Source organism: Afifella aestuarii, assembly GCF_004023665.1.
Taxonomy (GTDB): domain Bacteria; phylum Pseudomonadota; class Alphaproteobacteria; order Rhizobiales; family Afifellaceae; genus Afifella; species Afifella aestuarii.
On record NZ_SAUF01000002.1, the window covers coordinates 875,071 to 889,204 of the forward strand.

The following is a 14,134-nucleotide window of genomic DNA, read 5'->3' on the forward strand; positions in this document are numbered from 1 at the left end:
GACATGATGGCAGACGATTTCGATTTCGGCTCGGACGAGTTGTCCGGGAGCGCTGAGGCACTGTCGGCGACGCTCGGCGACCTTCAGCATCTGGCGGACAGGTTCGGGCGCTCCATGACGAGCGCCTTCCGCCAGGCGGCAGTGGAGGGACGACGCTTCGACAGCGTGTTGAAAAGCCTGGCGCTCGGGCTGTCGCGCCGTGCCCTCAATGCCGCGCTCGCGCCGATCGCGGGCGGGCTGTCCGGCGCGCTTACTTCTGTGTTCGGATCGTTTTTGGGCGGTTTCGGCCAAGGCGGGGTGTTTGCGGGCGGCAAGGTCACCCCCTTTGCTTCGGGCGGGGTCGTTGCCGCGCCGAGCTATTTTCAGACGGGCAGCGGCATCGGCCTGATGGGGGAGGCGGGGGCGGAGGCGATCCTGCCCTTGCGGCGCGGCGCCGACGGCAGGCTCGGTGTTGCAGCCGCGGGCGCCGGGGGGCCGCCCCTCCACGTCACCTTCAACGTGACGACGCAAGATGCGGCGAGCTTCCGCCGGTCCGAAGCCGAAATGACGGCGATGCTGGCGCGTGCCGTGTCGCGCGGCCGGCGGGGGCTGTGAGCCGTCATGTCCGCGGGCTTTCACGAGGTTTCGTTTCCGCTGGCGCTCGCCTTCGGTTCGTCCGGCGGACCGGAGCGGCGCACCGAGGTGGTGACGCTCGCCTCCGGGCGTGAGGAACGCAACCAGCGCTGGGCCGATTCCAGGCGCCGCTACAATGTCGGCTCGGGCGTGCGTTCGCGCGCCGATATGGAACGGCTGATCGCTTTTTTCGAAGAACGACGCGGCCGGCTCTATGGCTTTCGCTTCCGCGACCGCAGTGATTTTTCCTCCGCGCCGGCACCGGCCGAGCCAGGCCCCTTCGATCAGCGGATCGGCACGGGCGATGGCGCGAACGCGGAATTTGTCCTCGTGAAGCGCTACGGCGACGGGCTCGCCCCGTGGCTGCGCACGATCGAAAAGCCTGTGGCGGGCACCATCCGCGTTGCGGTCGGCGGGGTGGAGAAGGGGGCGGGAGCATTCTCGCTCGACGCCGCCACCGGGCGCATCGCCTTTTCCTCCGGCCATGTGCCTGCGGCGGGAGCGGCGGTCACCGCCGGCTTCCTCTTCGACGTTCCGGTGCGCTTCGACACCGACCGCCTCGACATCGATCTTGCCGCCTTCGAGGCGGGCGAGGCGCCTTCCGTCCCGATTGTGGAGATCAAGCCGTGAAGGATTTTTCCGCTGCGCTGACCGCGCATCTTGAAGCGGGCGTCACGAGCCTTTGCGCCTGCTGGACGCTGATCCGCGCCGACGGGGTGAGGTTCGGTTTCACCGATCACGACCGCACACTCGTCTTCGGCGGGGTGACCTATGAGCCGCAGAACGGGCTGACGGCTTCGGGCGGCGTCGCCCATGCGGGACTGGAAGTCGGCGGCCTCGATGTTGCCGGGGCGCTGAGTTCGGACAGGCTGTCGGAGGAGGATCTCCTCGCCGGGCTCTATGACAATGCCCGAGTCGAGATGTGGCTCGTCAATTGGGGCGCGCCCGCGATGCGCCATCTGATGCGCATCGCCTCGATCGGCGAGGTGACGCGCGAGGACCATGCCTTCAAGGCCGAACTGCGCGGGCTCGCGCACGCGCTCGACCAGGAGAGCGGCCGGCTTTTCGCGCATCTCTGCGACGCCGATCTCGGCGATGGCCGCTGCCGCGTCGATCTTGCGGCTCTGCGCGTCGAGGCGGTCGTGACGGCGACGGATGGGGTGGGCTGGATCGAGGCCGGCGGGCCTGGCGCAGAGGATGGCAGCCTGGCGCGAGGGCTTTTGACGTTTCTCTCCGGCGCCAACGAGGGCCGCGCCATCGAAGTGGCGCGTCATGCTGTCGAGGGAACGGCACACCGCATGACGCTCTGGCAGAAGATGGAACGGCCGATCACTGTCGGCGACCGGGTTGCGGTGACGCCCGGCTGCGACAAGCGCCTTGCGACCTGCCGCGGACGCTTCGGCAATACGCTCAATTTCCGCGGCTTTCCGCATATGCCGGGTAACGATTTCGTCTGGTCGGTGGCAAGCGGCGGCGAGGTCAGCACCACGACGCCCTTCATCGGGCGCCCGGGCCCAAACGAATGAGGACCGAACGGGGAGGGGCCGGCGCATGGAAAAGGTGACGCGTGCGGCGATCGTGTGCGCGGCAAGGCGCTGGATCGGCACGCCCTATCGCCATCAGGCCGCCCTGCGCGGCGTCGGTGCCGATTGCCTCGGCCTCGTGCGTGGCGTGTGGTGCGAGATTTATGGCGAAGAGGCCGAGATGCCGCCTGCCTATACGCCCGACTGGGCCGAGGCGCGGGGCGAAGAAACGCTGAGAGACGCCGCGCGCCGGCATCTCTGCGAGATCGAGATTTCAGCGGCGCGGGCCGGCGATGTGCTCCTCTTCCGCTGGCGAAGGGGGCTGCCGGCAAAGCATGCCGCGATCCTTACCGGCGAGACGACGATGATCCACGCGCATGAAGGGGCGGCGGTGGCCGAAGTGGCGCTGGTGCCCGGCTGGCGGCGGCGCATCGCCTATGCCTTCGCGTTTCCGGATGTCGGAGGGGAGGAGGGCTGATGGCGACGCTTCTGTTGAGCGCGGCGGGCGCGAGCCTTGGCGGCATTTTCGGTGGGGTGGGGGCGATCGCCGGACGCGCGCTCGGCGCGCTTGCGGGCTATGCGATCGATCGCAGCGTATTTTCCACCGAGCGCAAGGCGGAGGGCGCGCGGCTTTCCGACCTGACCGTGCAGAGTTCGACCGAAGGTGCCCCGATCCCGCGCGTCTATGGCCGCGTGCGTCTGGCCGGCCAGGTGATCTGGGCGACGGATTTCGAGGAAGTCGCGACGACCGACACGCAGCGCGCGGGCGGCAAGGGCGGCGGCAGCAAGGTGACGACGACCACCTACAGCTACTTCGCCAATTTTGCCGTGGCGCTGTGCGAAGGCGAGGTGGCGCATATCGGCAGGATCTGGGCGGACGGAAAGCCGCTCGATCCCTCACTCGTCACCTTGCGCATCTATAAGGGCAGCGAGGACCAATTGCCCGATCCTTTGATTGCCGCGCATGAGGAGGAGCCGCCGGCCTATCGTGGCACCGCCTATGTCGTCTTCGAGCGTCTGGCGCTGGCAGAATTCGGCAATCGCATTCCGCAGCTCTCATTCGAGATTTTGCGCCCCGTCGGCAGCATCGAAAAGGATATCCGCGCCGTCTGCATGATCCCCGGCGCGGGCGAGTTCGTCTACGACACCGCGCTTCGCCTCAGTGAGGGCGATCCCGGCACCTATGCCACCGCCAACACCTTTGCCCGCCGCGAGGAGGCGGATTTCGAGACCTCGCTCGACGAGCTCATGGATCTCTGCCCGCGGCTTGAATGGGTGACGCTGGTCGTCGCCTGGTTCGGCAACGATCTGCGCGCACCTGAATGCCTGATCCAGCCGATGGTCGACGATGCCCATAAGCGGATCTCCGGCGGCGACTGGTCGGTGGCGGGGCTTACCCGCGGCGAGGCGGAGGTCGTCTCCTATATCGACGGACGGGCGGCCTATGGCGGCACGCCGAGCGACGAGACGGTCATCAGGGCGATCCGCGAACTGAAGGCGCGCGGCCTGAAGGTGGCGCTTCTGCCCTTCGTGCTGATGGATGTCGCGGCGGACAATGCGCTTCCCGATCCGAGAAGCGGCGAGGCGGGGCAGCCGCCCTATCCCTGGCGCGGGCGCATCACGCTGTCGGTAGCGCCGGGTCGTGCCGGTTCGCCCGACAAGAGCGCGGCGGCGGCAGACGAGATCGCGGATTTTCTGGGCGAGGCGTCGCTTGGCCAGTTTTCGGTGGGCGCCGGGGGTGTTTCTTATTCCGGGCCGACGGATTGGCGCTATCGCCGCTTCATCCTGCACAATGCGCATCTGGCGAAGGCGGCGGGCGGGGTCGACGCGTTTCTCGTCGGCTCGGAAATGGTGGCGCTGAGCCAGATCCGCGGGCAGGGGAACCGCTATCCCTTCGTCGAGGCGCTGGGCGTGCTGCGTGGCGAATGCCGGCAGGTTCTGGGGGCGGCGACAAGGATCTCCTATGCGGCCGACTGGTCGGAATATTTCGGTCATCAGCCGGCGGATGGCTCCGGCGACGTCTTCTTCCATCTCGACCCGTTCTGGGCGGAGGCCGATTTCGTCGGCATCGACATTTACTGGCCGCTCGCCGACTGGCGCGACGAGCCGGGCCATGCCGACGAGGCGGCGGGGAGGTCGATCTACCGCTGCGATTATCTGCGCAAGAACCTCGCGGCCGGCGAAGGCTTCGACTGGTATTATGCCTCCGACGAGGACCGGAAGGCACAGCGGCGCAGCAGGGTCACCGACGGGACGGCGGGAAAGCCCTGGGTGTTTCGCTTCAAGGACATCGAGAGCTGGTGGGAAAACCGGCATTACGACCGGCCCGGCGGCGTGGAACAGGCGACGCCGACGGCCTGGGTGCCGTTGTCGAAACCGATCTGGTTCACCGAATTCGGCTGTCCGGCCGTCGATAAGGGCGCGAACCAGCCGAACGTTTTTTACGATCCAAAATCCTCGGAAGGCGCGCTGCCGCATTTTTCCGCCGGCGAGCGCGATGATCTGATCCAGCGGCGCACCATCGAGGCGCTTCTGTCCGCCTATGACCCGAGCCATGCCGATTATGCGGGGATGAACCGGGATGGGCCGAACGGTCCGATGGTCGATCCGGCGCATCTCACACTGTGGACCTGGGATGCGCGGCCCTATCCCTGGTTTCCCGCGCTCGAGGATGTCTGGGGCGATGCGCCGAACTGGCGGTTCGGACACTGGCTCAACGGTCGGCTCGGCGCCATGGACCTTGCCCGTCTGATCGAGGCGGTGCTGTCGGATCACGGTTTCGATGCGGCGGAAGTTGTCGATGTGCACGGGCTCGTCGAGGGGTTCGTCGTCGGCGAGCGGTCATCGGCACGCGCGACGCTCGAACCGCTTTTGTCCGCCTATGGTGTCGATGCGGCGGATGCCGGCACGACAATCCGCTTTCGCGGGCGCGCGCGGCCGCTTGATGCGAGCCTGTCGGACACGCGGCTCGTCGATGCGGCCGATGCGCCGCTGACCACGCGGCGGCGGGCGCAGGAGACGGAGCTTGCCGCGGAAGTGGCACTGCGCACTCTGTCTCCCGACAACGATTACCGCATGGCGGCGGCGCATTCGCGCCGGCTCGCCGGGGGAAGCCGGCGCGTCCTGACGCTCGATCTGCCGATCGTGGCGCGCGATGCGGAGGCCGAAGCGCTCGCCGAGGCGATGCTCGCCGATCTGTGGCGGGGGCGTGAGGAGATCTCCTTCGCGCTGCCGCCGAGTTGTTCCGCGCTCGATGCGGGCGATGCGGTGCGGCTCACCCTGGAGGGGCGTTCGGACACGTTTCTGGTGACGCGGATTGCCGATGGCGAGGCACGTGAGGTGGAGGCGCGGCGGGTGACGTTGCGGCGGAAGGCGATGGTGCCGGCCACGCCGACCCCGCCGGGGGTCGTGACGCCGCCGGCCTATGGTCCGCCGCTCGTCCATGTGATGGAGCTGCCGGCGCCGGCCGATGGCGAAAAGGCGCATCAGCCGCGGCTGGCGGCCTTCGCCGAGCCATGGCCCGGCACGCTCGCCGTCTATCAGGGAGAGGCGGGGGGCGGTTTTTCCTTTTTCTCGACGATTGCGACCCGTGCCACCTGCGGCCGGCTGGTGACGGCTCTGAGGCCCGGCCCGCTCGGCCGTTTCGACCGAGCCAATACGCCGGAGGTGACGCTCTATGGCGGGGCGCTCGCCTCGCTGCCGGAGATCGATGTGCTGGCGGGCGGCAATCTCGCGGCGGTCAAAGCCGACGACGGGAGCTGGGAAGTTTTGCAATTCACCACGGCCGAGCTGATCGGGACCCGCCGCTATCGTCTCGCCCGGCTGTTGCGCGGGCAGGGCGGCAGCGAGACCGCGATGGCGGCGGGTGCGAGCGCCGGCAATGCTTTCGTGCTGTTGAACGACGCCGTTTCCGTCCTGCCGATGGGGCTCGATGCGATCGGGCGGGACAAGCGCCTGCGCATCGGGCCGATCGCCGAAAGCCATGCCGCGGCGAGTTTCGTCGAGATCGCCGTCACGCCCGAGGGGCGGGGGCTGAAGCCGGCGAGCCCGGTGCATCTGCGGGCAAGGCGCGTTTCGGCGACGGGCGATGTGTCGCTGTCCTGGATCCGGCGCACGCGCTTTGGCGGCGATAGCTGGGCACTCGCCGACGTGCCGCTCAACGAGACACGCGAAGCCTATCGTCTGGAGATTTTGGACGGCGGTGCCGTGCGGCGCGAGGTGGAAACGGCAGGTCCGGGCTTTGCCTATACCGCCGCCGCGCAGCTCGCCGATTTCGGCGCTTTGCCGGAGGTGCTGACCGTGCGTGTCGCACAGCTCTCGGAGATGATCGGGCCGGGCTTTGCGGCCGAGGCGACGCTTCGCCTCTGACGGGCGGCGGCGCCGAGACAAGGCTTTTCAAATACAGAGAGGGAGAGCGGCATGATCGCCGTCAAGGACATGCGGACGATTGCGGGCGCGAGGGCGCGCGCCGGCATTCTGGAAGGCGTGGCCGAGGGGCTTGCCCGGCACGGCAAGGCTTTCGGGCTCGACCGGCCGGAGATGCTCGCCGCGTTTCTGGCGCAGATCGGCCATGAGAGCGGGCGCTTTCGCTATCTGGAAGAGATCTGGGGGCCGACGGCCGCGCAGCGGCGCTACGATATCCGCGCCGATCTCGGCAACACACCGGAGACGGACGGCGACGGCTATCGCTACCGCGGCCGCGGGCTCATCCAGGTGACGGGGCGGGCGAACGTTGCGGCCTTCTCGGTTTGGGCGAAAGAACGTTTTGCCGATGCTCCGGATTTTTTGGCCAAGCCGAACCGCCTGGCGGCCTTTCCATGGGCCTTCGTGTCGGCGCTCTGGTACTGGGAGAGCCGCGATCTCGGCCGGCTTGCCGCGGTGGGCGATCTGATCGGCCTGACGCGGGCGGTCAATGGCGGGACGAACGGCCTCGCCGACCGGCGGCGCCTTTATGTGCGCGCCGCGCTCGTCCTCCTCGGCCAGGAGCTGACGAAGGGCGCGGTGAAACGCTTTCAGGCCGCCCGCGGCCTCACCCCCGACGACATCGCCGGCGCGAAGACGCTTCACGAGCTGCATGTTGCGCTCTCCGAACTGCCGGCGCTGAAGGCGGGCGCCGCGATGCGCCCGGCGCCTCAGGCGGGCCGCGCTGGTCCGCCCTGGGGCCTGATCTTTCTCACACTTTGCGTCCTGGCCGCTCTCGCAGCAGCCATTTTTCTGTCTGGAGGAAAAATCTCATGACCACGGTGACCCAGCCGACGCTCCTGCCGACCAACAAGCTGACCGCGGCGACGTTTGCCGCCTCGCTCGCCAATCTCGCCCAGCTTCTCGTGGCGCGGCATTTTCCCGAATTCGCCGATCCTGAGATCTGGGCCCCGCTCGCCCCGGCGCTGGCGCTGATCGTCGGTTATTTCGTGAAGGACCGGCCGAATGTGTGAGGGGGGAACACGTCAGTCATTGGAGGGCAGGTTGCCGATCGCGAGGTGATGTCGGGGCGCCATCCTTTCGTGCAGCACTCGCAAGATGATGGTGCCGGTTGACCCGTCGGAGAGAGCCCCGACCTTGAAATAGAGGCAATGTGCGGCGCCGTGGCGCCGACCCGCTGCAAGGGCGAGGGGGAAGAAGCGGACGTCTTCGCCACATCTGAACGATCGAGAGTGCCAGGCCCAACGGGATCTCCGGCGATGCGCTCAATCCCCTTCCTGATAATGCCTGCGTAAGCTTCGGTTTGTTTTGGCCCGAAGAGCGTCAGCGTTTCCTGGAGAATGGCTTGGACGTCGTTCTCAGCAAGAAGCGTAAGCTCGTAGTTCATCCACTCGTGTTGCCTGCGAGTATGTCCGACAGGATGTCATCGACCGTTTTCTTGGAGAAACGGCCGGCCTCGGCCTCTTCAAGTCCGCGTGCGATTTCCCGTCTCAGGGTGAGGAGCTTTTCTTCCTCTGCGGCCTTCTCGTGCTGCAGCAACAAGAGCGCGTCCTGCACGACGTCACTCGACGAGGTGTAGCCGCCCTTCGCCACTTCGCCCTCGAGGAAGTCGGCAAGGTCGGGGCGCAAGTTGACGGTCACAGTCGTCATCGCGGGTCTCCAATCAACGATCTAAAGATCGGGGCGCCACAGTTTTTGTCAACGGCGGCCGAAGATCGACGGGCGTATGCGTGGATCATGATGGCGCTTGCGGCCGTTTGAAGCCATATGCAACATACAGCCGATGGCAAGTTTGTCCTCGCCATCGGCAAAGGTGAGGCGCTTGATGTCATCAACAACGACGAAGTTCAGCCAGAAAGATTTCCGGCGTGGCGTCGACGATATTTTGACGTTGGGTCCAATCCGCAATGCACTGCGCGAACTTTTGCATGCGAGGCGCAGCGGTAAAAAGACTGGTTCAGCCGGCGATATGGCCTCTCGCGGCAATGTGAGCGCTTATGACGAACGAGCTTCCCGAAAGGCCGGATAGCTCGAACCGCAAGGGCGAGGAAGGCGGGTCGCGGGCCGGCGACCGCTACCTCGCGATCGGCAGTCTTCATCTCCACGGCAACGACCTGGCCGAATTGCGGAAGATTGCCAGCGAGAACCCTGCGCTTGCCGAAAAGATCGTGGATCAGAGAGACAGGGAAGACGCCCGGGCGAATGCGAGTTATCGCTTCGGCATCGTGGCATCCCTCATTTTGATCGCGATGGCGCTCTCTTCCTTGACTTTCATTCTCGTCTGGGCAGGGCTGCTCGCGACGATCGGTCTGGCGCTCGCGACGCTTGCGATTGCCGTTCTGATCCGAGTGGTCCTTACGGGAGAATGGTCCGAGACGAGCTGGTTCGGCAGGGTGGTCAACGCTCTGGCGCGCATGCTCGGTTCAGCAAGCGAATGACACAAAAGGGCGGGCGGGTAGCAATGGCTTTGCCCGGGACGATTTGTGTCGCGGCCTTTCCCCAGAAACTCTCCCCCATTCAGCCCGCATTCAGCCGCTCGTGTTATGAGACAGGCATGATGATGTTGCGCCCCTTCCTGTCGGTCTTCGCCCTTCTCCTGTCGCTTCTGGTGGCCGGGGAGGCGGCTGCTGCCTGTCTTGGCCCCGGCGAGGCGCGCCAGGTGGTGGCGTCCGGCCAGGCCGTGCCGCTGTCGCAGGCGCTCCGGCGTGCCGGCATTTCCGGCGAGGTCGTCGACGTCAAATTGTGCGAGGCGGGCGGCGGCTATGTCTATCAGGCCTCCGTGCTCGGCCCGGACGGAAGGCTCCAGCGCGTCAACATTCCGGCGCGTTAGGCAAAGAGATAGTCTTTCGAAGACGAATCGCAGCCGATGAACATTGGCCGACGAACACGGGCCGACGAACCCGGGCCGGAGAACACGGAACGGCGAAAAAGGCCGGTCAAAAGAGGCGGCCGATAGCGGGCGACAAATCCCGAGCAGAGACGAAAGGCGAAGGCTCTCATGCGCATTTTGGTCGTGGAGGACGACGAGAATCTGAACCGTCAGATGGTGAGCGCGCTCACCGAGCAGGGTTATGCGGTCGATGCCGCGCTCGACGGTGAGGACGGCCATTTTCTCGGCGAGACGGAGCCCTACGACGCCGTGATTCTCGATCTCGGCCTGCCGCAGATGGATGGGCTGTCGGTTCTGGAAGCCTGGCGCCGCGAGGGGCGCACCATGCCCGTCCTCATCCTGACGGCGCGCGACCGCTGGTCCGACAAGGTGCAGGGGATCGACGCCGGCGCCGACGATTATGTCGCCAAGCCCTTCCATATGGAGGAGGTTCTGGCGCGCGTGCGCGCGCTCGTGCGACGCGCCGCCGGCCATGCCTCGAACGACCTCACCGCCGGGCCCGTGCGCCTCGATCTGAGGGCGAGCCGCGTGACGGTCGACGGCAATCCGGTGAAGCTCACCTCGCACGAATACAAGGTGCTCGAATATCTCATGCACCATCGCGGCAAGACGATCTCGCGCACGGAGCTGACGGAGCATCTTTACGATCAGGATTTCGATCGCGATTCCAACACGATCGAAGTTTTTGTCGGACGTCTCAGAAAGAAGCTCGGCATCGATCTGATCGAGACGGTGCGCGGGCTCGGCTACCGCATCGATCCGCCGGGAGGCGAGACCGACGGCGCCGATGCTTGAGCGGCTGCATCCACGAAGCTGGGGGCTCAGGCGCAGCACGTCCGAGGGGCAGGGCTCGCTCAGCCTGCGGCTCGCCATCATCGCGGCGGCCGGCACGACGGTCGCGCTGCTTCTCGCCGCCATTCTCTTCATTTCGCTTTTTCGCGACAGCCTGCAGCGCAGTTTCGATTTCCGCCTGGTGGCGCTGCACAAGGCGCTCGTCGGCGCCGTCGTCGCCTCGGGCGAGGGGCCGAACGAAACGCAGGTGGCGCTCGGCGAGCCGCGCTTTTCCCTGCCGCAATCGGGCTGGTACTGGCAGATCCGCGATATGGAGACGGGCGCGGTTCTGACCGCCTCGCCGTCGCTCTTCGGTGATCATCTCGCCGTCGACGATCTGCCCGACCCGGACGGGCGGCCGCGCCGCCTTTCTTTCGAGGGGCCCGGGGGACGCGGCCTCAGAGCCGTGGAACGCCAGATCACCAAGCCGGACGGCAAGCGCCTTGCGGTGCTGGTGGCCGGCGATGCCCGCGGCGTGGCGCGCGACATTTCCAGATTCACCACCATCGTGGCGATTACGCTCGGCATCTTCGGACTGCTTCTCGCGATCGGCGCAGCCGTCCTGATTCGCTTCGGGCTTCGACCCTTGCGCGACGTGCGCGCCGCCTTGCAGGAGGTCCGGCGCGGCGAACGCGTCAGCCTCGGCGGCCAGTGGCCCGACGAAATCGCCCCGCTTGCCGAAGATCTCGATGCGCTCATCCTCTCCAATCGCGAGATCGTGGAACGGGCCCGCCGCCATGTCGGCAATCTTGCGCATGCTCTGAAGACCCCGCTCGCCATTCTGCAGAACGAGGCGGAGGCGGGCGAGGGCGAGCTTGCCGACCGCGTCGGCCGTCAGGTGGAGGTGATGCGCGGCCAGATCGGCCATCATCTCGACCGGGCCCGCATCGCCGCGCAGACGAACGTCATCGGCGCCATGACGCCGGTGGCGCCCGTGGTGGAGGCCCTGGCGCGCGTCATGCAGAAGGTGCATGGCCGCGACCGTCCGCTCGAGATCAGCGTGCATTGTCCGGCAACGCTCGTCTTCCGGGGCGAGAAGCAGGATCTCGAAGAGATGGTCGGAAACCTCCTCGACAATGCCTGCAAATGGGCGGGCTCTGAGGTGACGCTCTCGTGCCTGCCCGCCGGTGACGGCAATGCGCGGCGCGCGCGGCTCATGATCACCGATGACGGGCCGGGGCTCGCGCCGGACGAGCGTAAGAAAGTGCTGGCCCGCGGCATGCGCCTCGACGAGACGAAGCCGGGCTCCGGTCTCGGCCTGTCGATCGTGGACGAACTCGCCCGCATCTATGGTGGCGCTTTGACCTTGGAGGCGGCGCCGGAAGGGGGCCTGAAGGCCGTGCTCGACCTGCCGGTGGCGGAAAAGAACGGATAGGCCGTCGGAACGTCTGCTCCTTGAAAGGTGAAGAGGCCTCCGACCGCAATTTTGCCATGCTGCTCTGGAACCGGTTCGCTCGATCTGCCATGGATTGGCCGAGGGGTTTTTTCGAGAGGATTGTTCAATGAGACTTGCAGTGACGAGTGCCGCGATCGGTGCTCTGTTTCTCACCGCTTGCCAGACCGAGCCCGGGGGGATGGGGCAGCGCGAAGGCATCGGGACCCTCGGCGGTGCCGTGGTCGGTGGCGTTCTCGGCAACCAGATCGGCCATGGTTCGGGTCGTGTTGCGGCAACCGCGATCGGCGCACTCGCCGGCGGCCTGATCGGCAACCGCGTCGGCGCGAATATGGACCAGCAGGCCCGTCAGCAGGCGCTTGCCGCCGAATACCAGGCGCTCGAATACGGTGCGCCGGGCCGTCCGGTTCAGTGGCAGGCGAGCTCTGGCAATTACCGCGGCGAAATCGTTCCGGGACAGACCTACCAGATCAATTCCGTCGATTGCCGCGACTATGCGCACACGATCTATATCGAAGGCTCGCCGCAGGTGGCCCGCGGCACGGCCTGCCGTCAGCCGGACGGCACCTGGCGTCCGGTGAGCTGAGCTCGGTAGCGTTCTTTGTGATCCCAGGCCGCGGTGTTGTGCCGCGGCCTGAAAAAGTGACCTGCCGCGAGGTTCTTGGGCATCCTATCTAGACGAAAGCGTGTTCGTCGCATTGTGACCCGGGCTTTGGACGGGTACATCTAGCCCAAGTTAAGAGCTTGAGATCTCATGCTTCTCTGGTTGGCGATTGCAATCTTCACGGTCATCGCTGTTCTGGCCGTCGTTGTTCCTCTCCTGCGGGAGGGAAAACCCGTCGATTCGCGCGAAAACTATGATGCGGCAGTTTACCGCCGACAGCTCGACGAGCTCGAGCGCGATCGCGAGGCTGGCCGGATCGGGCCTGAAGAGGCCGAAGCGGCGCGGGCCGAGATCGGCCGCCGTCTGATCGCTGCGGATCGCCGCGAGGCGGCGCGCACGGCCACCGCCGGTGGCGGCTTCCGGCGCGCGGCGACGGCTGCCGTCGCACTCGTCGGCATCCCGCTCATCGGCCTCGGGCTTTATCTCGCGCAGGGCTCTCCGGGCCTGCCCGACGAGCCCTTGCAGGCGCGTCTCGGCGATGCGCCGGACAGCAAGAACATTTCGCTTCTCGTCGGACGCGTGGAAGACCATCTGGCGCGCAATCCCGACGATGCGCGCGGCTGGGAGGTGCTGGCGCCCGTCTATTCGCGTCTCGGCCGCCCGGTCGACGCCGCCCGCGCCTATCGCAACGTGATCCGCCTCGGCGGCTCCACGCCCGCGCGGCAGACGGCGCTCGGCGAAGCGCTCGTCATGGCCTCCGGCGGCATCGTCACCGACGAAGCGCGCAAAGCTTTTGAAGCCTCCGCCGAATCGGGTGCCGAGCTCGACAGCGATACGGCCAAGGCCCGTTTCTATCTGGCTCTCGCCATGGAGCAGGAAGGCGACAACGAGGGCGCGACGACCGCCTTGCACGCGCTTCTCGACGACGCGCCCGTCGATGCCGCCTGGCGTCCGGCGATCGAAGAGACGGTGGCGCGCATCGAGAGGGCGGAGAAGGACACGGCAGCAGCCCTTTTCGCCAAGCCGAACAAGCCGGCGCTCGGGCCTTTGCGCGAGAACGCGCCTAGCGCGCGGGCCGGCGCGGATGCGCCGCCTGCTGCGACGCCCGCGCGCGGGCCGAGCCAGGAGGAAATGGATGCCGCCGGCGCCATGGCTCCTGAAGATCGCATGGCAATGATCGAGGGGATGGTCGACAATCTGGCCGATCGTCTCGAGAAGAAGCCCGACGATGCGGATGGCTGGCTGCAGCTCGTCCGCTCCTACGCCGTGCTCGGACGGCGTGAAGATGCCGCCGAGGCCGCACGCACGGCCCTTGCGTCGGTCTCCGACACGGAGAAGCGGCGTGAAATCGCTCAGCTCGCCCAGGACCTGCGTCTCCCGGGCATGGAGGAGATGACGCAATGACCCGCAAACAACGCCGTTTGTCGCTCATTGCCGGAGCCGGATTGGTGCTTGCGAGCGCCGTCGGCCTGGTGGCCTATGCACTCAACGACCAGATCGTCTTCTTCTACGCGCCGAGCGAACTCGCCGAAAAGAACATCGCCCCGGGTTCGCGCATCCGGCTCGGCGGCCTTGTCGCCGAAGGGTCGGTGAAGCGTGAGAAGGACGGCGAAGTCTTCTTCTCCATCACCGATACGGCGCAGGTCGTGCCGGTCATGTATCGCGGCATTCTGCCGGACCTGTTCCGCGAAGGGCAGGGCGTCGTGGCCGAAGGCCGGATGGAGCCCGATGGCAGCTTCCATGCCGACAGCGTGCTGGCCAAGCATGATGAGAATTACATGCCGCGCGAGGTCGCCGATTCCCTGAAATCGCAGGGCCTGTGGAAGCATAACCAAGAGACAGCGACGCAGTGATGTCTT

The 14,134-nt window shown here is 66.6% G+C and carries 16 protein-coding genes; 14 read left to right on the forward strand and 2 right to left on the reverse strand.

The window, feature by feature from the left end; translation table 11 throughout:
* Nucleotides 1-6 precede the first annotated feature (6 nt).
* Genes EO094_RS12510 through EO094_RS12540 form a run of 7 tightly spaced genes read left to right on the forward strand, consistent with a single transcriptional unit; the run spans nucleotide 7 to nucleotide 7,570 of the window.
* Nucleotides 7-594, forward strand: coding sequence for a phage tail tape measure protein (locus EO094_RS12510; RefSeq protein WP_128292599.1), 588 nt, complete (start codon nucleotides 7-9; stop codon nucleotides 592-594).
* Between the two features lie 6 nt (nucleotides 595-600).
* A complete protein-coding gene (locus EO094_RS12515) occupies nucleotides 601-1,242 on the forward strand; it encodes a DUF2460 domain-containing protein (protein WP_128292600.1) in 642 nt (213 codons plus the stop codon).
* Nucleotides 1,239-2,138 (forward strand): DUF2163 domain-containing protein, encoded by a 900-nt coding sequence (locus EO094_RS12520; RefSeq protein ID WP_128292601.1) that lies wholly within the window; start codon nucleotides 1,239-1,241, stop codon nucleotides 2,136-2,138. The genes EO094_RS12515 and EO094_RS12520 overlap by 4 nt, the downstream gene beginning before the upstream one ends.
* 25 nt (nucleotides 2,139-2,163) lie before the next feature.
* Nucleotides 2,164-2,613, forward strand: a complete 450-nt coding sequence (locus tag EO094_RS12525) for an NlpC/P60 family protein (RefSeq protein ID WP_128292602.1) — start codon at nucleotides 2,164-2,166, stop codon at nucleotides 2,611-2,613.
* Nucleotides 2,613-6,503 (forward strand): baseplate multidomain protein megatron, encoded by a 3,891-nt coding sequence (locus EO094_RS12530; protein WP_128292603.1) that lies wholly within the window; start codon nucleotides 2,613-2,615, stop codon nucleotides 6,501-6,503. The genes EO094_RS12525 and EO094_RS12530 overlap by 1 nt, the downstream gene beginning before the upstream one ends.
* A gap of 51 nt (nucleotides 6,504-6,554) precedes the next feature.
* Nucleotides 6,555-7,373, forward strand: a complete 819-nt coding sequence (locus EO094_RS12535) for a peptidoglycan-binding protein (protein WP_128292604.1) — start codon at nucleotides 6,555-6,557, stop codon at nucleotides 7,371-7,373.
* The gene (locus EO094_RS12540; RefSeq protein ID WP_128292605.1) at nucleotides 7,370-7,570 is read left to right on the forward strand and encodes a hypothetical protein; all 201 of its coding nucleotides are present in this window, start codon (nucleotides 7,370-7,372) and stop codon (nucleotides 7,568-7,570) included. The genes EO094_RS12535 and EO094_RS12540 overlap by 4 nt, the downstream gene beginning before the upstream one ends.
* 370 nt (nucleotides 7,571-7,940) lie before the next feature.
* On the opposite strand, the gene EO094_RS12545 is transcribed toward EO094_RS12540, so the two are convergent.
* Nucleotides 7,941-8,207 carry a type II toxin-antitoxin system ParD family antitoxin gene (locus EO094_RS12545; protein WP_128292606.1) on the reverse strand — a complete coding sequence of 89 codons (267 nt, stop codon included), beginning with the start codon at nucleotides 8,205-8,207 and terminating at the stop codon, nucleotides 7,941-7,943.
* Nucleotides 8,208-8,255: 48 nt separating this feature from the next.
* Complete coding sequence (locus tag EO094_RS12550; protein ID WP_128292607.1) at nucleotides 8,256-8,543, reverse strand: hypothetical protein; 288 nt, start codon at nucleotides 8,541-8,543, stop codon at nucleotides 8,256-8,258.
* Between the two features lie 11 nt (nucleotides 8,544-8,554).
* Between EO094_RS12550 and EO094_RS12555 the strand changes: the two genes are divergently transcribed.
* From EO094_RS12555 to ccmE, 7 genes are all read left to right on the forward strand, one after another.
* Nucleotides 8,555-8,995, forward strand: coding sequence for a hypothetical protein (locus EO094_RS12555; RefSeq protein WP_128292608.1), 441 nt, complete (start codon nucleotides 8,555-8,557; stop codon nucleotides 8,993-8,995).
* A gap of 116 nt (nucleotides 8,996-9,111) precedes the next feature.
* On the forward strand, nucleotides 9,112-9,387 hold the full coding sequence (locus EO094_RS12560; RefSeq protein WP_205649906.1) for a PepSY domain-containing protein: 276 nt from the start codon (nucleotides 9,112-9,114) through the stop codon (nucleotides 9,385-9,387).
* A gap of 168 nt (nucleotides 9,388-9,555) precedes the next feature.
* Nucleotides 9,556-10,242 (forward strand): response regulator, encoded by a 687-nt coding sequence (locus tag EO094_RS12565; protein ID WP_128292609.1) that lies wholly within the window; start codon nucleotides 9,556-9,558, stop codon nucleotides 10,240-10,242.
* Entirely contained in the window at nucleotides 10,235-11,653 is a 1,419-nt protein-coding gene (locus EO094_RS12570; protein WP_128292610.1) for an ATP-binding protein, read from the forward strand. The genes EO094_RS12565 and EO094_RS12570 overlap by 8 nt, the downstream gene beginning before the upstream one ends.
* A gap of 127 nt (nucleotides 11,654-11,780) precedes the next feature.
* Nucleotides 11,781-12,257: a glycine zipper 2TM domain-containing protein gene (locus EO094_RS12575; protein ID WP_205649907.1), complete on the forward strand. Its 477-nt coding sequence runs from the start codon at nucleotides 11,781-11,783 to the stop codon at nucleotides 12,255-12,257.
* A gap of 168 nt (nucleotides 12,258-12,425) precedes the next feature.
* Nucleotides 12,426-13,679 (forward strand): c-type cytochrome biogenesis protein CcmI, encoded by a 1,254-nt coding sequence (gene ccmI / locus EO094_RS12580; RefSeq protein ID WP_128292611.1) that lies wholly within the window; start codon nucleotides 12,426-12,428, stop codon nucleotides 13,677-13,679.
* A complete protein-coding gene (gene ccmE / locus EO094_RS12585) occupies nucleotides 13,676-14,128 on the forward strand; it encodes a cytochrome c maturation protein CcmE (protein WP_128292612.1) in 453 nt (150 codons plus the stop codon). The genes ccmI and ccmE overlap by 4 nt, the downstream gene beginning before the upstream one ends.
* Nucleotides 14,129-14,134 lie beyond the last annotated feature (6 nt).

Excerpts from the sequence above, each read along its gene's own strand:
- EO094_RS12510 (WP_128292599.1), top strand. The coding sequence starts at position 7 with ATGGCAGACGATTTCGATTTCGGCTCGGACGAGTTGTCCGGGAGCGCT.
- EO094_RS12515 (WP_128292600.1), top strand. The coding sequence starts at position 601 with ATGTCCGCGGGCTTTCACGAGGTTTCGTTTCCGCTGGCGCTCGCCTTC.
- EO094_RS12525 (WP_128292602.1), top strand. The coding sequence starts at position 2,164 with ATGGAAAAGGTGACGCGTGCGGCGATCGTGTGCGCGGCAAGGCGCTGG.
- EO094_RS12530 (WP_128292603.1), top strand. The coding sequence starts at position 2,613 with ATGGCGACGCTTCTGTTGAGCGCGGCGGGCGCGAGCCTTGGCGGCATT.
- EO094_RS12535 (WP_128292604.1), top strand. The coding sequence starts at position 6,555 with ATGATCGCCGTCAAGGACATGCGGACGATTGCGGGCGCGAGGGCGCGC.
- EO094_RS12540 (WP_128292605.1), top strand. The coding sequence starts at position 7,370 with ATGACCACGGTGACCCAGCCGACGCTCCTGCCGACCAACAAGCTGACC.
- EO094_RS12545 (WP_128292606.1), bottom strand. The coding sequence starts at position 8,207 with ATGACGACTGTGACCGTCAACTTGCGCCCCGACCTTGCCGACTTCCTC.
- EO094_RS12555 (WP_128292608.1), top strand. The coding sequence starts at position 8,555 with ATGACGAACGAGCTTCCCGAAAGGCCGGATAGCTCGAACCGCAAGGGC.
- EO094_RS12560 (WP_205649906.1), top strand. The coding sequence starts at position 9,112 with ATGATGATGTTGCGCCCCTTCCTGTCGGTCTTCGCCCTTCTCCTGTCG.
- EO094_RS12565 (WP_128292609.1), top strand. The coding sequence starts at position 9,556 with ATGCGCATTTTGGTCGTGGAGGACGACGAGAATCTGAACCGTCAGATG.
- EO094_RS12570 (WP_128292610.1), top strand. The coding sequence starts at position 10,235 with ATGCTTGAGCGGCTGCATCCACGAAGCTGGGGGCTCAGGCGCAGCACG.
- EO094_RS12575 (WP_205649907.1), top strand. The coding sequence starts at position 11,781 with ATGAGACTTGCAGTGACGAGTGCCGCGATCGGTGCTCTGTTTCTCACC.
- ccmI (WP_128292611.1), top strand. The coding sequence starts at position 12,426 with ATGCTTCTCTGGTTGGCGATTGCAATCTTCACGGTCATCGCTGTTCTG.
- ccmE (WP_128292612.1), top strand. The coding sequence starts at position 13,676 with ATGACCCGCAAACAACGCCGTTTGTCGCTCATTGCCGGAGCCGGATTG.